Origin of the sequence: Paenibacillus terrae, assembly GCF_005217525.1 — a bacterium.
Classification (GTDB): Bacteria; Bacillota; Bacilli; order Paenibacillales; family Paenibacillaceae; genus Paenibacillus; species Paenibacillus terrae_C.
The window spans coordinates 53,446-68,576 of record NZ_PNXQ01000008.1 but is presented as its reverse complement, the minus strand read 5'-3'; the positions used below and the strand labels follow the sequence as shown (position 1 = coordinate 68,576).

Annotated in this window: 14 protein-coding genes; 3 read left to right on the top strand and 11 right to left on the bottom strand. The window is 48.7% G+C overall.

Translation table 11 applies throughout. The annotated features are described in order from the left end of the window. Positions 1-293: 293 nt before the first annotated feature. From C1I60_RS07545 to C1I60_RS07495, 11 genes are all read right to left on the bottom strand, one after another. The gene (locus C1I60_RS07545; protein ID WP_137061181.1) at positions 294-1,904 is read right to left on the bottom strand and encodes an FAD-dependent oxidoreductase; all 1,611 of its coding nucleotides are present in this window, start codon (positions 1,902-1,904) and stop codon (positions 294-296) included. Positions 1,905-1,929: 25 nt separating this feature from the next. Further along, the gene (locus tag C1I60_RS07540) at positions 1,930-2,907 is read right to left on the bottom strand and encodes an ROK family protein (RefSeq protein ID WP_137061180.1); all 978 of its coding nucleotides are present in this window, start codon (positions 2,905-2,907) and stop codon (positions 1,930-1,932) included. Positions 2,908-3,010: 103 nt separating this feature from the next. After that, positions 3,011-3,850 carry a MurR/RpiR family transcriptional regulator gene (locus tag C1I60_RS07535; RefSeq protein ID WP_137061179.1) on the bottom strand — a complete coding sequence of 280 codons (840 nt, stop codon included), beginning with the start codon at positions 3,848-3,850 and terminating at the stop codon, positions 3,011-3,013. Then, positions 3,828-4,547, bottom strand: coding sequence for an N-acetylmannosamine-6-phosphate 2-epimerase (locus C1I60_RS07530; RefSeq protein ID WP_137061178.1), 720 nt, complete (start codon positions 4,545-4,547; stop codon positions 3,828-3,830). Before C1I60_RS07530 ends, C1I60_RS07535 begins: the two co-directional genes overlap by 23 nt. 5 nt (positions 4,548-4,552) lie before the next feature. Next, positions 4,553-6,094 carry a DUF4127 family protein gene (locus C1I60_RS07525; RefSeq protein WP_137061177.1) on the bottom strand — a complete coding sequence of 514 codons (1,542 nt, stop codon included), beginning with the start codon at positions 6,092-6,094 and terminating at the stop codon, positions 4,553-4,555. Between the two features lie 100 nt (positions 6,095-6,194). Then, positions 6,195-8,024, bottom strand: coding sequence for a protein O-GlcNAcase (locus tag C1I60_RS07520; RefSeq protein WP_137061176.1), 1,830 nt, complete (start codon positions 8,022-8,024; stop codon positions 6,195-6,197). Positions 8,025-8,076: 52 nt separating this feature from the next. Further along, on the bottom strand, positions 8,077-8,967 hold the full coding sequence (locus C1I60_RS07515; protein WP_137061186.1) for a carbohydrate ABC transporter permease: 891 nt from the start codon (positions 8,965-8,967) through the stop codon (positions 8,077-8,079). Then, positions 8,967-9,848: a carbohydrate ABC transporter permease gene (locus tag C1I60_RS07510; protein WP_137061175.1), complete on the bottom strand. Its 882-nt coding sequence runs from the start codon at positions 9,846-9,848 to the stop codon at positions 8,967-8,969. The genes C1I60_RS07515 and C1I60_RS07510 overlap by 1 nt, the downstream gene beginning before the upstream one ends. A 64-nt stretch (positions 9,849-9,912) precedes the next feature. Continuing rightward, a complete protein-coding gene (locus C1I60_RS07505) occupies positions 9,913-11,187 on the bottom strand; it encodes an ABC transporter substrate-binding protein (protein WP_137061174.1) in 1,275 nt (424 codons plus the stop codon). A gap of 184 nt (positions 11,188-11,371) precedes the next feature. After that, the gene (locus C1I60_RS07500; RefSeq protein ID WP_137061173.1) at positions 11,372-11,935 is read right to left on the bottom strand and encodes a DUF420 domain-containing protein; all 564 of its coding nucleotides are present in this window, start codon (positions 11,933-11,935) and stop codon (positions 11,372-11,374) included. Between the two features lie 260 nt (positions 11,936-12,195). Beyond that, positions 12,196-12,471 (bottom strand): GNAT family N-acetyltransferase, encoded by a 276-nt coding sequence (locus C1I60_RS07495; RefSeq protein WP_137061172.1) that lies wholly within the window; start codon positions 12,469-12,471, stop codon positions 12,196-12,198. Between the two features lie 167 nt (positions 12,472-12,638). On the opposite strand from C1I60_RS07495, the gene C1I60_RS07490 reads away from it, so the two are divergent. From C1I60_RS07490 to C1I60_RS07480, 3 genes are all read left to right on the top strand, one after another. After that, complete coding sequence (locus C1I60_RS07490) at positions 12,639-13,598, top strand: ATP-dependent DNA ligase (RefSeq protein ID WP_137061185.1); 960 nt, start codon at positions 12,639-12,641, stop codon at positions 13,596-13,598. A gap of 110 nt (positions 13,599-13,708) precedes the next feature. Next, positions 13,709-14,251 (top strand): MarR family winged helix-turn-helix transcriptional regulator, encoded by a 543-nt coding sequence (locus C1I60_RS07485; protein WP_137061171.1) that lies wholly within the window; start codon positions 13,709-13,711, stop codon positions 14,249-14,251. Between the two features lie 311 nt (positions 14,252-14,562). Further along, positions 14,563-15,126 carry an NAD(P)H-dependent oxidoreductase gene (locus tag C1I60_RS07480; protein WP_137061170.1) on the top strand — a complete coding sequence of 188 codons (564 nt, stop codon included), beginning with the start codon at positions 14,563-14,565 and terminating at the stop codon, positions 15,124-15,126. The last annotated feature ends 5 nt before the right edge of the window (positions 15,127-15,131 follow it).

Below are 15,131 nucleotides of genomic sequence, written 5' to 3'. Positions count from 1 at the left end.
AAATCATTTACTCACTCGTTGTTCAGTTTTCAAAGATCAAATTCTTTTTCGCTGTGTTTTTCAGCAGCTATAAGATCATATCATGTTCATTTCAGAAATGCAAGCTTTATTTTTTTCATCTTTTATAAAGATTATTGTATCCAAGCTTTTCACTTTTGAAACGGCTGTTTTGTTGTCAGCTCAAATAATATATCATATATCCCAATAACTTAGCAAGCACTTTTTTTATTACTTACTAAAATCATCTTTTTGACCTTATCAAAGTCAGCAAAGGGGCAAAAGCCCCTCGCGTTTTAGCTGGTGACTCCTTCGGGTTCAAATACTTCCGCAGGCCAGTGTAACTCCACGCCTTGGCGAAGCAGCCTGCTTTGAAAACGCCCCAGATGCTCTGCCGATTCGCTGACTTCTATCGGGAATACTCCGTTGGACACACAGTAAGCCGCCAAACTACCCGCTGATTCACCTATATTCCACTCCGTGGGATGCAGCCGATAGCAGCCATTTGCGATTTGAGTCATCCCTATATTTTTACAGGCGGGAAGCAGGTTACGCACTCTCACCGGAATAAGGGAGCCTAACGGAATTTCATAAGGGTAATTGGGAATGTAAAATGTCCGCTGAGATACAGTGGTCGGATGGAGGTCCAAATGATAGCTGCCTATACCTACGCTGTCCGCATATCGTTTTGGCCCATCCGTCCCCCGAAGCTCACGACTTACATCGAATTCCGATATCGTATACTTGGCTTGAATTCGGCGTGATTCTCGAATATAGGCGGTTTTAGCCAGACCATCTGAGGTACCAAGGAAATCTCCACGGGGCCGAACACCCGGGTAACCGAACCCTCCATCTAACCGGGGTGCTTCGGTCTGGAGCCAATAGATTAAAGAACGGGTCAATTCACGGGCACCTTCTTTATGTCTTTGCTGCTCCTGAGTGGTGACACCAATCAACGGACCGAGGTAATAATCATTTTGCGCCCAGTTTAAAAGAGTTACCTCTCCATCATTTAATGGTTTGCTCCATATAGAAGGGTCCACAATGCGACGGTAATCCCACAGAGATACAATGCCCTGATCGTTAGGAAACAAAGTGAACTGTTTTAGTTTGCTGGTATCATCCGCATCCGTAGCAAACCAGCTCAAAATCGGGAAACGGGAAAAGGAAGGAATATAATTTCTCCAAAAATCATATTGTTGCGGCTGTTCTATAATGAAGCTTCCTTGAGGGATGTAATCCACGGCTGCCACATGTGTGATAGACTGCATATCCATAGGGTCAGCACGCTCCAAAGCATGAGGCTCACCTGTATCATCCCTCGACTCTGCTCCACTCGTATGCTCTACCCCCGCCATCGGAAGAAGATCCCCGCACTCAGTGGCATCCAGATAAAACGTTCCGTGCAGCATCATAACCCCACAACCACCATCAAGGCTTTCCAAGGTACGAACAGTTACGGAAGAAATGCAGTCCCCATCCGTTTGAGCGGCTATGGGCACGGTGTGGTAATATACGCGAACACGCCCCGTATTCAAATAGGGAGCAAGCATATCCTCAAGCACCCGCAAAGCAACTCGTGGTTCATGAGCCAGACGGCTTACCCAACCGTTGCCGGGATTAAGAATCGGGTCATTTTGGGCTTCTTCCGTTAAAGGATAATTCTGACGGTAATAGTCACGCACACGATTACGGAACTCACGGTATGTTGCCGTGCAGCCAAACTGTTCGATCCATCGATGCTCATCAGGAGGAACAGCCTGTGAAGTTAACTGTCCTCCCAACCAATCCGTCTCCTCCGTCACGATGACTCTCATGCCGGCCTTCGCTGCCGCAAGAGCTGCTGATGTTCCTCCCAGACCTCCGCCAATCACAACAATGTCGGTATCGATCCGATTTTGCGTCATGGTACGTTCCCCTTTCATGCTTGTTCTAGGAATCCGTTAATTCAAAAGCAAGCCGCGCCGCACCGATGATTCCAGCGCGATTCCCCAATAACGCCCGGTTTACTTCTGTTTGGACTCCCAGCTGTTGTAGATGCTTTTCCAGCAAGGGCCACCAGACTTCTCCCGCGTCTGCTACCCCTCCGCCTACGATAATAGCCTCGGGATCAAGGGTGACCGAGATATTGACCAGAAGCATGGCTAAATCTGCAGTGTAATCGTCCAGTACCTGAAGCGCCTCCAGGTGACCGTGAGCAGCCTCCTTCATGATTTCGATTCCCGAGCGATACTGTTTATCTGTGTATTCTCTGCCCCTACGTAACAGTGCGTTACCGGATACATACTGCTCGGCACAGCCATTTTTTCCACAATTACAAGGAAGACCTTTTGGGAATAAAAGACTATGTCCCCAATCGCCGCCGCTCCAATGAGCCCCTCTGCACAACAAGCCATGTTCCATATATGCGCCACCGACGCCTGTTCCCAAGGTGAGCATGACCAAGCGCTGCTTGCCCCTCCCGGCTCCCTGCCACGCTTCTCCCAGCAAAGCGGCGTTCGCATCATTGTCGGCAACAGCACGTAAAGCCAGATTCTCCCTCGCCCAAGTTATTAAGTGCGTGCCTTGCCAGCCGGGGAGATTATCCGTGGCGTACACAACCTCACCACTCTCCACGTTTACTCTGCCAGCCGTGGCGATCCCCAGAGCGTCGATACCGATGCCGCCGCTGATACTGTTGCTGGGGTCTCCCAGGGACCGTTTCAGTCCTTCCACAGCTTCGGATACTCGTGACAGTACCCAATCACGCCCGCGAGAAGCGTCCGTATCCAGCCGGATTTCATCCAGCACCGAACCATCTTGTTCCACTACAGCGGCCTTCACGGATGTTCCTCCAATGTCGATCCCTATGACTCTGTTCACAGCATCTGCCACCACAGTGTCCTCCTTGTAGCCAAACGATATCAACATATACATGCTCTTTACGTAAAGCTTCTATAAATAGCAAGTCATATACCAAAACAATAACTGAGATATGACGCAGCCGAAGGATGCAGTTCTCAGCTTCAAAACCTCAATAACTACGTTCAATGACCGCCCTCGCTGTTTTTTCCTTCATCTGTTTGGTATGACTCCTATGCTTGCGAGCAAGCCCTTCACAAATGAGGTCAATGACGAATAGCTGTGAGATTTTAGCTCCAATCGAGCCTCCCTCCATCGGTGCTTCCTTGCCTGCGGTCAGCAATACGATATCCGCAATGGAGGTGATAGGCGATTTTGCATAATTGGTGATCGCGATAATGGTCGCGCCGTTTTGCTTGGCTTTGTGTAGCATGTCGTTGGTATCCAGCGTGCTTCCAGATACACTGATACCGATAGCCACATCTCCGGGTTTCATGGACACCGCCATCATCGACTGGATATGTCCGTCTGTCACGGCTTCGGCGCGCCGCCCGATTCGTAAGAAGCGGTTTTTGGCATCCTGAGCAGAAATCCCCGAAGCGCCTACACCAAAAAATTGAACATAGCCTGCCTGGTCGAGACACGTTATCGCACGTCCAAGCTCTGAACGGTCCAGCAGTCCCATACTGGAGTGCAAAATATCGAGCATATTGTGATACACCATGTGGGTAATATCATGTTCGTTATCCGGGTCGGTGTTTTCCCCATCCGTATCGGTTTTGCGATGAGTCTGGTTTTGCGCCAAGGACAGTCGGAAATCCTGATAGCCTTTAAAACCGATTTTTCGGCAAAAGCGCATGACGGTCGTCTCACCTGTACCTGCAAAATCAGCTAGCTCCGTCACGGAAAAATATATGATATCTGCCGGGCGCTCCAGTACGCACAAAGCAACCTTTTGCTCCGATTTGGTTAATGAAGGAAAGTACGTATTAATTCGGTCGTTCATCTCCATAGATGCATTTCACTGCCTTCCTTGCGGCATCGGCAAACCGCTGCGTAATCAATTGGGGTCTGGTAATCGCCGAGCCTACAACCACTGCATGTGCACCCAGCCGGAATGCTTCCTCCACTTGCGCTGGCTCATGGATTTTTCCCTCTGCAATTAAAGGCACAGGAACCAGCTCTGACGCTCTCCGAACCAGCTCCAGATCGGGTCCATCGATCTGTGCAGAATATGGCGTATAACCGGATAACGTTGTGGATACGCAGCTTACGCCGAGGGAAGCCGCATGAAGCGCCTCCTCCAGCGTGGAAACATCGGCCATGGAGGACACTCCGTGCTTATGAGCGTAATCTATGAGCTGCTTCAGCCTGCATCCCCCCGGGCGTGGACGTGATGTAGCATCCAGGGCGATGATATCTGCGCCCGCATCCACCAGTTCCTCCATCTCTCGAAGGGTGGGGGTAATGTAAATATCGGAATCATCATAATCCCGCTTGATCAGGCCGATGACTGGCAGGGAAAGCGCCTGTTTGATCGCACGCACATCTGCTGCACCATTGGCGCGAATGGCCACAGCTCCACCCTGCTGAGCGGCACGTGCCATTTTGACCATGGAATCCGATCCGTGCAGCGGTTCATTGGGTAGCGCCTGACAGGATACGATCAGGCCATGCTGAACTTTTGATAATACAGCTTCCATTCCCATTGGGATCACCCTCTCTCTTTGGCATGATGCCGTACGGTCAATCCGACTTCAAAGGTGCGGTTCCACGGCATATAGCAATCTGTAATTTCCACGTGGCCCTCCGGCCCGTTTACATATTCGTCGAGCGCCTGCTCCATTCGTCCGCGAATGACCGCAGCAACCGAGCCTCTCTGACCGTCGAGCATAAACTTGTTGAAGCCCATTTGTTCCACAATCCCGTTATTCATGGCGGTACGCACCACAGCGCAATAACATGCATCTTCGGCGTAACGCAACGCCAGAAAATCCAGATGCTCTGCTGTAGGCCCGTAGTGGCTATACAGCATGGACTGGGCAATGACGGTGCCCAACGTATTGGAGCTGGTGTTCCAGCCTGCATAACCTGCCAGCCCAAAAAGCAGCCCTTTTTGCTTCAAAAGTCTAAGCAGCTTAAGATCAGCTCCGTTGGCATAGCCTACATCAGCCACTGCAATGTTTTTACCTGTATGTCGCAGCATATGGGCGCCGTATTCGACCAGTTCCACCACGTTTCGGTATACATCATATCCGGCCATTGCACGCTGTTGAGAAGATGCTTCTGCCATCGTGTCTCCGGGTGTGTTAGCCAACAAAATCAAATCAGCCTCTGCCGCTGAAGAAGCGATCAATCCGCCTGCCGCCATAATCTGGTATTTTAACGTTTCATAAAAATAACGATCCTCAAAAAGCGGAATCACGAATGCTCCCTGCAAAGCGGACAGCCTTGGATAGACAAGCGGCACAGCATTCTTCGCCTGGTTAACCCACCGCGCCAGCAGCGTACAGCCCACTTCATCTGCCCCCGGATACATGTACACACTCAAATCCAGCCCAAGATCGGAAATACGATTTCTTAGCCGCTGCTGATCCTTGGCGGTATAGCCGTAGGGAGCAGAATCATCTTGTGGAATGATCATAAAATCAATGATATCCTCTGCTACCAGCTCCAGTGCGGCTTCATTAGCTTCCAGATTCACACGGCGACGGCCCAAATAATCCTCCAGTATCTCTACAGGCAGACGTTCGTTGATGTCGGATAATTCAAAAAGCTCCTCTGAGGTAGCAATCCCCAGCTCCTGACGGTGCTCTATAAAGCCCTTTTTGAATATCTCTCGTCCCCAATCGGCGTAGTAATCCGGTTCTTCGTCAGCCAAGGAATATTGCGGACAGCGCATAATGAGTTGAAAAGCATATAAGGTCATCTGCGGATAAAGCTGCTTGAGCCTGCGAAGTCGATTCACCTTGTCACCGACCTGCTCACTTGTCATTCCATGCAGACGAGATGGTACGATTCCGCCATACAGCAGCGTATCCATCGCAATAATGGCTCCATCTGCTCTCGCCGCACGTTCTTCGAGCCAAGCCCACAGTTGGGTCGTATCACCGGGGATTTTCTTTTGTCCCATCCATTCCAACGGGGGACGCTCGATTTCCAAATCTGTGCCCTGCGCCAGTAAATAGGGAAAATCATAATTACAGGGCCGCTCATCCAGCGGCACAAAAAGCACACGAGTGTTTGGCTTCACCATACGCATCCACCTCTCCTGAAAATGTCCGTTATCCTAACGGCAAATGGTTATTTTCAGGGCAGCTATGCTGCCTTGGTTTCTTAACCCTAGCGGCAATTGCTCACAAAATCAGTCGATACTTGCCTTGTTCATCCTGACCGACGTAGCCCCACCGCTCGGCTGCCCGGATCGCCGGATCACTGCCGAGCCGAGCCTTCGTCCCCAGACAGGCAGTGATACAGCGCCGGAGTTCCGCCACGACTTCGTCCGTCAGGGGCACAGCCCCTTGCCCGCCAGCCACTTCCGGCGGCGTACTGCTCTCCTCAACCTGCTGCGCACCGCTCTGCCGCTCGCTGCTGACCACAGCTTGACGCAGCGTACGCCACAGATCAGCGTCCAGCTCGGCGCGTTCCAGCCACGGCGCGGCCTGTGCTACGAAGCCTGCCGCCGGATCATCGGCGGGTACTTGCCGCAGGACGCTCACGGCTTGGAGCAGCCGCTCAAAGTACATATCCAGCGCCGGGATATCGCGCAATTGCAAGGCAAGATCCACGTCCTCATACGCGCTGCCGCCCAGTCGGCTGTTCCTGTTTTGACGGCAGAAAAACATCAGTTCCTCCGCGCGCGCTCCCGCTAACTCCCGCACAGCCCAATCCCAAGAAAGTTCCGGCATGTACCGCTCACTGTTCCACATATAGTGGGACATTGTAATGAGCGTTACTTTGGAGCATTCCCACTGATTCATCGGGTTGGCTACCATACCGGTATGTCCGCAGTCTGGAAGCACGGAATACCGCCCGCGCAACGGATCGAGGAACAAGCGGTCACGGTCACAATCATTCACCGGGATGTTATCCCACAGCCACAGCTCATGCCCAAAGAATGCATGATTATCGGCAGCGTGCTTCCGACCGATATGCGGAGCAAACACAAAGTATCCGGTCCAGAACACCTTAATCTCCGGGTGCAGCCGCTCGCGGAAATCCTTTTTGTACTCGGTATCCCAATACGACCAATATTCCGAAGGACAGACTGTCAGCGTAAATTCAGGCAACCGCTCCGCCAGCCATGCATGCACCTTGTTCGTCAAAAAGACATGAGCGTGACCCGAGCGGCCCAGCAAATGTCGATTTTCTCCTTTTAACACATAATCAATATCATCCATTAATATGGAAAAATGGCGCACGCCAATGGCAATCACAGCCGCCAGCTTTCCCGTCAAACGGAGGAAATCTTCATCGCTGCCAAAGCTCAGGTCGTTCCCCGGACTGATGCAGTAATGAAAATCCATCTCATGCTGATCGCAGGCTTGCTTTAGATGGCTAATCTGTGCAAACGTGTCTTCCGGGTACGGCTCCCGCCATAGCTCTCGATGATACGGGTCATCCTTGGGAGCATACATGAAGGTGTTCATCCGGTGCGCAGCCATAAAACGGACGGCATCCAGCCGATCCGCCAGACTCCAGGGTTCTCCGTAAAATCCTTCAATAATCCCTCTGACCGGAAATGAAGGCTCATCACGAATGGACACCACAGGCAGTGTACATCGCTCCTGTTCAACTTGAAGCAGCAAATGCAGGGCATCCATGCCGTATTTGAGCCCTCTTTTATTAGCAGCATGGATTTCAATTCGACCTTCCTTATGAATCTCCAAACGGTAGCCGTCTGCAACAAGCGCTCCATCGTACTCCAATACCAGTTGTACGCTTCCCCGTGTTTCGGTCGGCACGCCCGGTCCTGGAGGCAGAATCAGCTTGATCGGCCCGTCAGGGTCCAGAACGCCTTCATATTCCTGATTCATCCCGAAGCGGGAGGATAGCTCGCAAATCAAATGTGGTTCGGGTATGACCAGCTTTGCCCCACTGTCATACACATCACGAAAATAATATTGAATCTCCTGCGTTGTTAGCCCCACACGGGAATTGGGCCGCGTTCCTTTCGCCAGCTCCATCGTAACCGTCTCCCCTTCCATTTACGGATCGCTCTCATCCGGTATTTCCGGTCTAGCCTTTTACTGCACCCGCCAAGCCTTCCATATAGTAGCGCTGTGTGAACAGGAACAAAATAATGATCGGCAGCACCGAAATCATCGTGCCCGCTGCAATCCAGCCAAAGTTATAGGCAAATTGACCATTGAGATATGTGAGCGCAGCCGCCAGCGGGTATAGCTCTGTATCATTCAGAATAACGATAGGCCACAGGAAGCTGTTCCAGAACGACATAGCTTCCAGCAAAGAAATCACGGCGAGCGCTGGCTTCACCAGCGGTAGCACCAGCTGCCACCAGATTCGGAATTCCGAAGCGCCGTCCATTTTGCCGGAATCACGTACATCGGTAGGAATATGGATAAACGTCTGCCGCATCAGAAAAATGTTGAACACGGAGACAGCTCCAGGCAGCACCACACCCAAATACGTATTGCCCAGATGAAGCCCCTGAATGGTCAGGTAATGTACGATGAACGACGTGTATGAAGGAATAATCATGGTGGAAATTAGTAGCGTGAACACCAGATTTTTACCCTTAAAACGAAATACAGCCAAAGGATATCCCGTCAGACTGGCGAGCACTACATTGAAAATAACGCCAAGCGCCGTAATGATCACCGTGTTCAGCATATACTTCGGAAAGTTCATAAACTGCCATACCTGAGTATAATTTTCAAAATCAATAAAAGTCGGAAAAATCGCCGGTGGCGTTGAGAAAATATTGCGTCCCGGCATGAGCGATACGCTGAGTAGCCATAGGAACGGTCCCATTAAAAAGAGAGCGAGCAGCACCAGCAGTACATAGATCACCGTCATCCTTACAACTCGCCCCAGGTTGCGAATGATGCGGCTATTTTCGTTTTTCGGAAGGGGCGACTGTAGCATTTTGTCATCCTGTAAATTCATCAATAGGGATTGACACCGCCTTTCCTATTGAATCGGAATACGATAATACTGAGCACTGCAATGACTGCACCGACAATTAAGCCAAGCGCTGAGGCATAACCAAAGTTAAACTGCTCCATCCCCTTTTGGAAAATATACAAGCTGGAGGTCAGTGTGGCTGTTCCTGGCCCGCCCTTGGTCAGCACATACACTTCATCGAACACGCGAATAGCCGCCATAAGCGATATGAGCGTACAGAACAGAACGTAGGGTCTTAATAACGGGAGTGTAATATGGACAATTAGCCGCCATCGGCTTGCTCCATCTACTCTGGCGGCTTCATACAGGTCTTGTGGAATGTTCTGCAAACCGGCCAGATAGAGCATCATATAATACCCTAGTCCCTTCCACATCGTGATGAACATGAGTACATACAAGGCCAAAGAGCTGTCTGACAGCCAGTGAATGTCCTTACTGATCAAGCCTGCCTGCATGAGCAAATAATTCACAACGCTGTTATTGCCAAGCAACCAGCTCCAAATCAAGGCCACGGCTACCATCGAAGTTACGACAGGAAGGTAGAAGGTCGTACGAAATATTTTAATTCCCGGTATACGGCTGTTCACCAGCACGGCCATCAGGATGGAGAAAATTTGAAGAAAGGGAACAATGAGCACGTACACCAATGAGTTCCAGATCGAAATGAGAAAGTTGCGGTCCTTAAACGCTGCCTCGAAATTATCCAGACCGACATAATGGGTATCCGATATGACCGAGTAGTCCGTCAATGCCAGCGGAATGCTGTAAATAATAGGCCAAAATACAAAGACGGCAAGCAATAACAGTCCCGGCGTCATAAAGGCCCAGGCCGTAAAGGATTCCGACCTCAACCATTTGATCATGCTGCATCACCACCCGATTTTGATAAATGAACAGGAGAGCCTTCGTATGACTCTCCTGCTGTACCTATTGCTTTAAAATATCATTCACTTCCTGCTCCAAGGCAGTAAGCGTCTGCTTCGTGTCCGTTCCGTTCAATATAATATTTTGAAAAGCACGCGTAACAGCGCTGTTCACGTCCTTGGCATTAGGAACACCGACCATGTAGTCTGTCGCCTTATCCAAGCTTTGTGCGGATACCACTTTCGCTTGTGCTTCCAGCGACTGATCAGACTGTGTGAAGTACGGGTCTTTAATGGAATCCTTCGTGGAAGGTAGCGTATTAGCCGCTTTGGAAAAAGCCGTCTGGCTCTCCGCATTTGTCAGGAAAACAGCAAACTTCACTGCTTCATCCACATGTGCAGACTTGGTCGGTACGACCAGATCCATGGTGTTGGACAGCCGTACATCAGCTTTACCTGTAGGTGAAGGAACGGCGATCGTGTTCTTGTATACGTCCGGCGCAGCCGTTTTGATAAAGTTGATGAACGTCGGGCCTGCCAGCTCGAAGGCAACCTGCTCACCCGCATAATATTTCACTTGCTGTGAAAATTCAGCGTCCTCTTTGAGCACGACACCGTCTTCCATCTGCTTTTTGAGATTATCAATCATGGCGACCGCTTCCGGTGTATTGAACGCCGCTGCTGTCTTTTCTTTATTCAAAATCGGAATCCCGTCTATGGCAAAAAGCTTGGATACAAGCTGCTGCGCATAGCCTGCTTTGCCGATTTTTCTATTGATCTGGCGGCCCCATTCAGACAATTCCTCTCGCGTTTTGGGCGGATGGGCAGGGTCTAGTCCGGCTTCCTTCACCAGCTTCGTATTCATGTAGAGCACTTCCGTGCCGGTATACCAAGGTAGTGCATATGCCTTGCCGTTAATAACGGTGGAATTATAAATACCGTCGAAATAAGCAGCCTTTTCCTCTGGAGACAAATGCTCATTCATATCCACAACAGCACCCTTGGAGCCCATTTGACTGGCAAATTCCGTATTGAGATTCACTACATCCGGACTGCTGCCACTAGCAATACTCGTCAACAGCTTGTTGGTCACTGCGTCATAAGGATAATCCTTCCAGTCAATTTTGACATTGGGATTCTTCTCCTCATAATCGGCAATCACCCGATTGAAATACGGGGTGAATGTAGGCTGTAGCGCAATGGTCCAAAATTGCAGTGTCACTTTTCCTCCGTTAACGTTGTCCGGTTTTGAGCCTCCGCCACCGCAGCTGCTCAGCAGCACAACCAGCGCGAGCATAGAAACAAGCAACCGTAACCTGCCTTTCGCTTTCTTCGTCACATGGTGACCCCCTTATTCTTAGTTGATTAAGGCAAATTATAGCAGAAATACCGTTGGAGAAGGAACGTTTTTTCAATAAAATAAATTTAAAAGGAATAATTTTTCTTTTATTCGATATAAAAAAGGCGCCTCTGTTAGCAGAGACGCCTTTTTCCTTTTTGAACCTGCTGAGGTTCAAGTCTATTTAATAATATGGGGCCATGAATACGTACACGAGTACCCCGGTCAAGCTGACGTACAACCAGATCGGCATGGTCCAGCGTGCAATTTTACGGTGTTTCGCCACCTGCATCGTCCATCCCCATACAACCGTGAACAGAGCCAACGGTACGATAATGGCAGCCAGTATGCTGTGTGAAATCAGCAACGTAAAGTAAATCGGCCGAATAATGCCCACTCCGCCAAATTTTGCAGTGTCCGGCGAAATATAGTGGAAGGTCAAATAAGAAAACAAAAATAAAACAGTGCTGGCGAAGGCCAGTAAAACAAATGTTTTATGCACTTTGACGTTCTTCTTGATAATGGAAATCAACGCCGCCACCAGAAAAATAAACGTGAAGCTGTTAAAAATCGCATTCAACCTCGGGAAAATGGTGATATCGAAGCTAACACTACCCTGGTATCCAATCGGTGAAAAGAACAGCAGCAAAATAATCACGTTGGCTATGATCGAAACGGTGATAATCAAGGCTGTGAAATTACGATTGCTCGTTGGAACGTACTGCTTGTCCTCACTCGCTTTATTCATAATGAGCGTCTCCTTCGTTTAAATTCAACTTTTCGTTTTCTGTTGTGGTAATAACCATACTATATTATATAGAACCTGGGGACGGCCTGTGAAGTGACAACAGTATGAACAATTTCACAGCCGACAATTCAAAAATGTGCTTTAGCATCTGAGGATAACCATTTTCGGGGCTTTGTACACGCAAAAAACACCGGGATGGCCTGACTACCTGTCCCGATGTTGTGATATTTATGCACTTGTAATACGAGCATTCCCCGCGGTTACTGCTGCCAGACGTCACTATATTCTTGATGACGCTTGAACAGGGCCAGGGCGTACGTGCATGCGGGAACGACTTTTTTATGTTGCTCCCTCGCCATTTGAACGACTTTGTCAATCAGCTCCTTGCCAATTTTTTGCCCCCGCAGCTTTTCGGATACAAATGTATGGTCAATGACCAAGGAATGGTCATCTATGGACTTATAGCCTACTTCTGCAACCACCTGTCCATCATCCACCATGACTACCGCATGGTCCTCCTCGCGAATTTGTCTCATGAAACCCTGCCCCTTTCTGCCATCGAGTCGATTAGATATCCCTATCATTCCCCGATTTAAGACCCGCCGAAACATCTCATACATCAGAATTTGCAAAATCCTCACATAAAAAGAAGCAGGCCGTCGACACTATCCTTATTCCAAAAAGGTGAGGCGAGGTGTTGTATTTGCGTTCGGAAATGAAACCCGTTATTCCGTTTGAGCCAGTGCAGAGTGAACAAATCCCTACGGAGGGCCTGTGGCGGTACGAAATAAAATGGGATGGCACAAGAATTTTGACATATCATAAACAGGGTAGTACGCGTCTGTTTAACCGGAAGCAGCATGAGCGAACACTTTTATACCCGGAACTTGCTTATTTTTCTTCATACTGCCAGGCCGATTCAGTCATTCTGGATGGAGAAATGATCGCACTGGGAGCTGATGGGAAGCCCTCGTTTCATGATATTATGCGCCGCGACCTGATTCGTCGAACGGATCGGATTCAAGCGGCTTATGAAGCAGTGCCCGCTACATACATGCTGTTTGATATTTTATATTTGAATGGGGAATGGATTCACCGTAAACCGCTGGCAGAAAGGCTTGAATTATTGCATCAGGTCATCCTGCCGAATGAACGGGTTCAACTGGCGCCTGCTCATCCTGATGGACAAGCTCTGTTTCAGGTAATGCGCAGCGAAGGGATGGAAGGTATCGTATGCAAACGTTTAGACAGCCCTTACACATGTGGCGGGCAGGACAGGCGATGGGTCAAGGTCAAGAATTACGGCGATACTATTGCTGTCATTGGAGGCTACACTTTGAACGGAAGCGTCATTAATGCTGTGTTGCTGGGCCTGTACGACAAGCAAGAAAGGCTGCGCTACATTGGACATGCAGGTACGGGGAAGCTTACGCGGGACGATTGGCGTCAGCTTACAGAGCGACTAATGCCACACACCATTTCAGCGCGGCCTTTTGTCAATGAGCCAAATCGTCATCGGGATGCAATATGGGTACAACCTATGTATACCGCCAAGGTTCAATACAGTGAGTGGCGATGGCAGGAAGGGCGAACCCTTCGCCAGCCCTCCATACAGGCTTTTGTAAATCAGGGCGTAGAGCAGTGCATCGGACCCTGGGGATGATAAGTTGTACAGATAAATTTAAAAAAAGCAAAATAAAGTTTATATAAATCATTGCAACCAGTGGTTAATTAAATTACAGTTAACTAATTAACTACATCGAGGTGGATCGCATGTTCTTTTTCTTGGACTCCGAAATTCGTCAACTGGCCTATAATCTGTTCCCAGGTGGCAATAAACCAATTGGTGTTTTGGTAGAGCTATTTTCAATAACGTATGAAATTCGTAAAGGCATGGAGAAACGTTCACGTGAATTCGGGCTCTCCTATGGGCAATATATAGCGCTTTGTGTGCTTTCTGCGCAAAGAGACGAAATGTCATCTCCTTCTGTTTTGGCTGAGAAAATGGGTGTAAGTCGGGCAGCGATCAGTTCCATGATCATTTCCCTTGAACAAGATGGATATATTAACAAATACGATGATCCGAATGACAAACGAGGCGTATTTATATCGTTGAACGATAAAGGAAGGGGGAAAATCAATCAAATGGACCCCTTTTTTATAGGACTAGCCTCACGCCTGATGTCGGACTTTAGCGAATCAGAAATCTGCGAGTTTCAAACCTACCTGTCACGCTTACGGTCTGCATTTGAAGATGTGAAAGGTTCGCGTCTGACTGATTCCGGGGAGGGAGAAGATAAATTGTGCGAGGACTGAGACAAAGACTGCTCGCATATCCACTGGCAGAATAGTGGAGGCGTGCGCATCTATTGTACTTTCGAGCGTTGGGGAACAAATGATGCAAAATGCTGGCTAAAGAAGTCCCAGGTCGCCATATTGGCGGCTTTTTTATTTATCTTCATAGCCGATTTGATGGATAACTAATGATGATGAATCATATGGGAAGCCTAAGTGATTCGATGGAGGTACTTACCTTGAAGAAAGTATCTATACTAAATGTGCATACTTACATACGAATAGCATGAATTCTATAATAAGAGCTAAATCGTACTAAGGAGGACAATTTTTTGAAAACTCTAGTAATCGTAACACACCCCAGCCTGGAAACATCCGTTATTAACAAGCGGTGGGTGGAAGAACTTAAACAATATCCGGAAAAGTATACTGTACATGAATTGCATCAGGTTTACCCTGACGGAAACATTGATGCAGAAAAAGAACAGCAACTCATTGAAGCTCATGGCAATCTTGTTTTGCAGTTTCCGATCTATTGGTTTAATTGCCCACCTCTCCTCAAAAAATGGCTCGACGATGTGTTTGCTTATGGTTGGGCGTATGGCTCCAATGGAGGTAATAAATTAAAGAATCGCAAAGTGGCTCTCGCTGTATCTGCCGGAATTAGAAAAGAAGATTATAGTGAAGAGGGAAGATATCGTTATACCCTTGAACATTTGTTAACACCTTTTGAAACGACCTTCCTGTACTGCAATGCAAATTATCGTTCATACTTTGCATTTTATGGTACGGAAAAAAAGCCTGGCGAAAATGAACCAGGTAAAGAAAATGAGCCGATTGCAAATGAATTGGAAAAAAGCGTACAGGATTATTTGAGGTTTGTTGACAACCTTTAATCTCT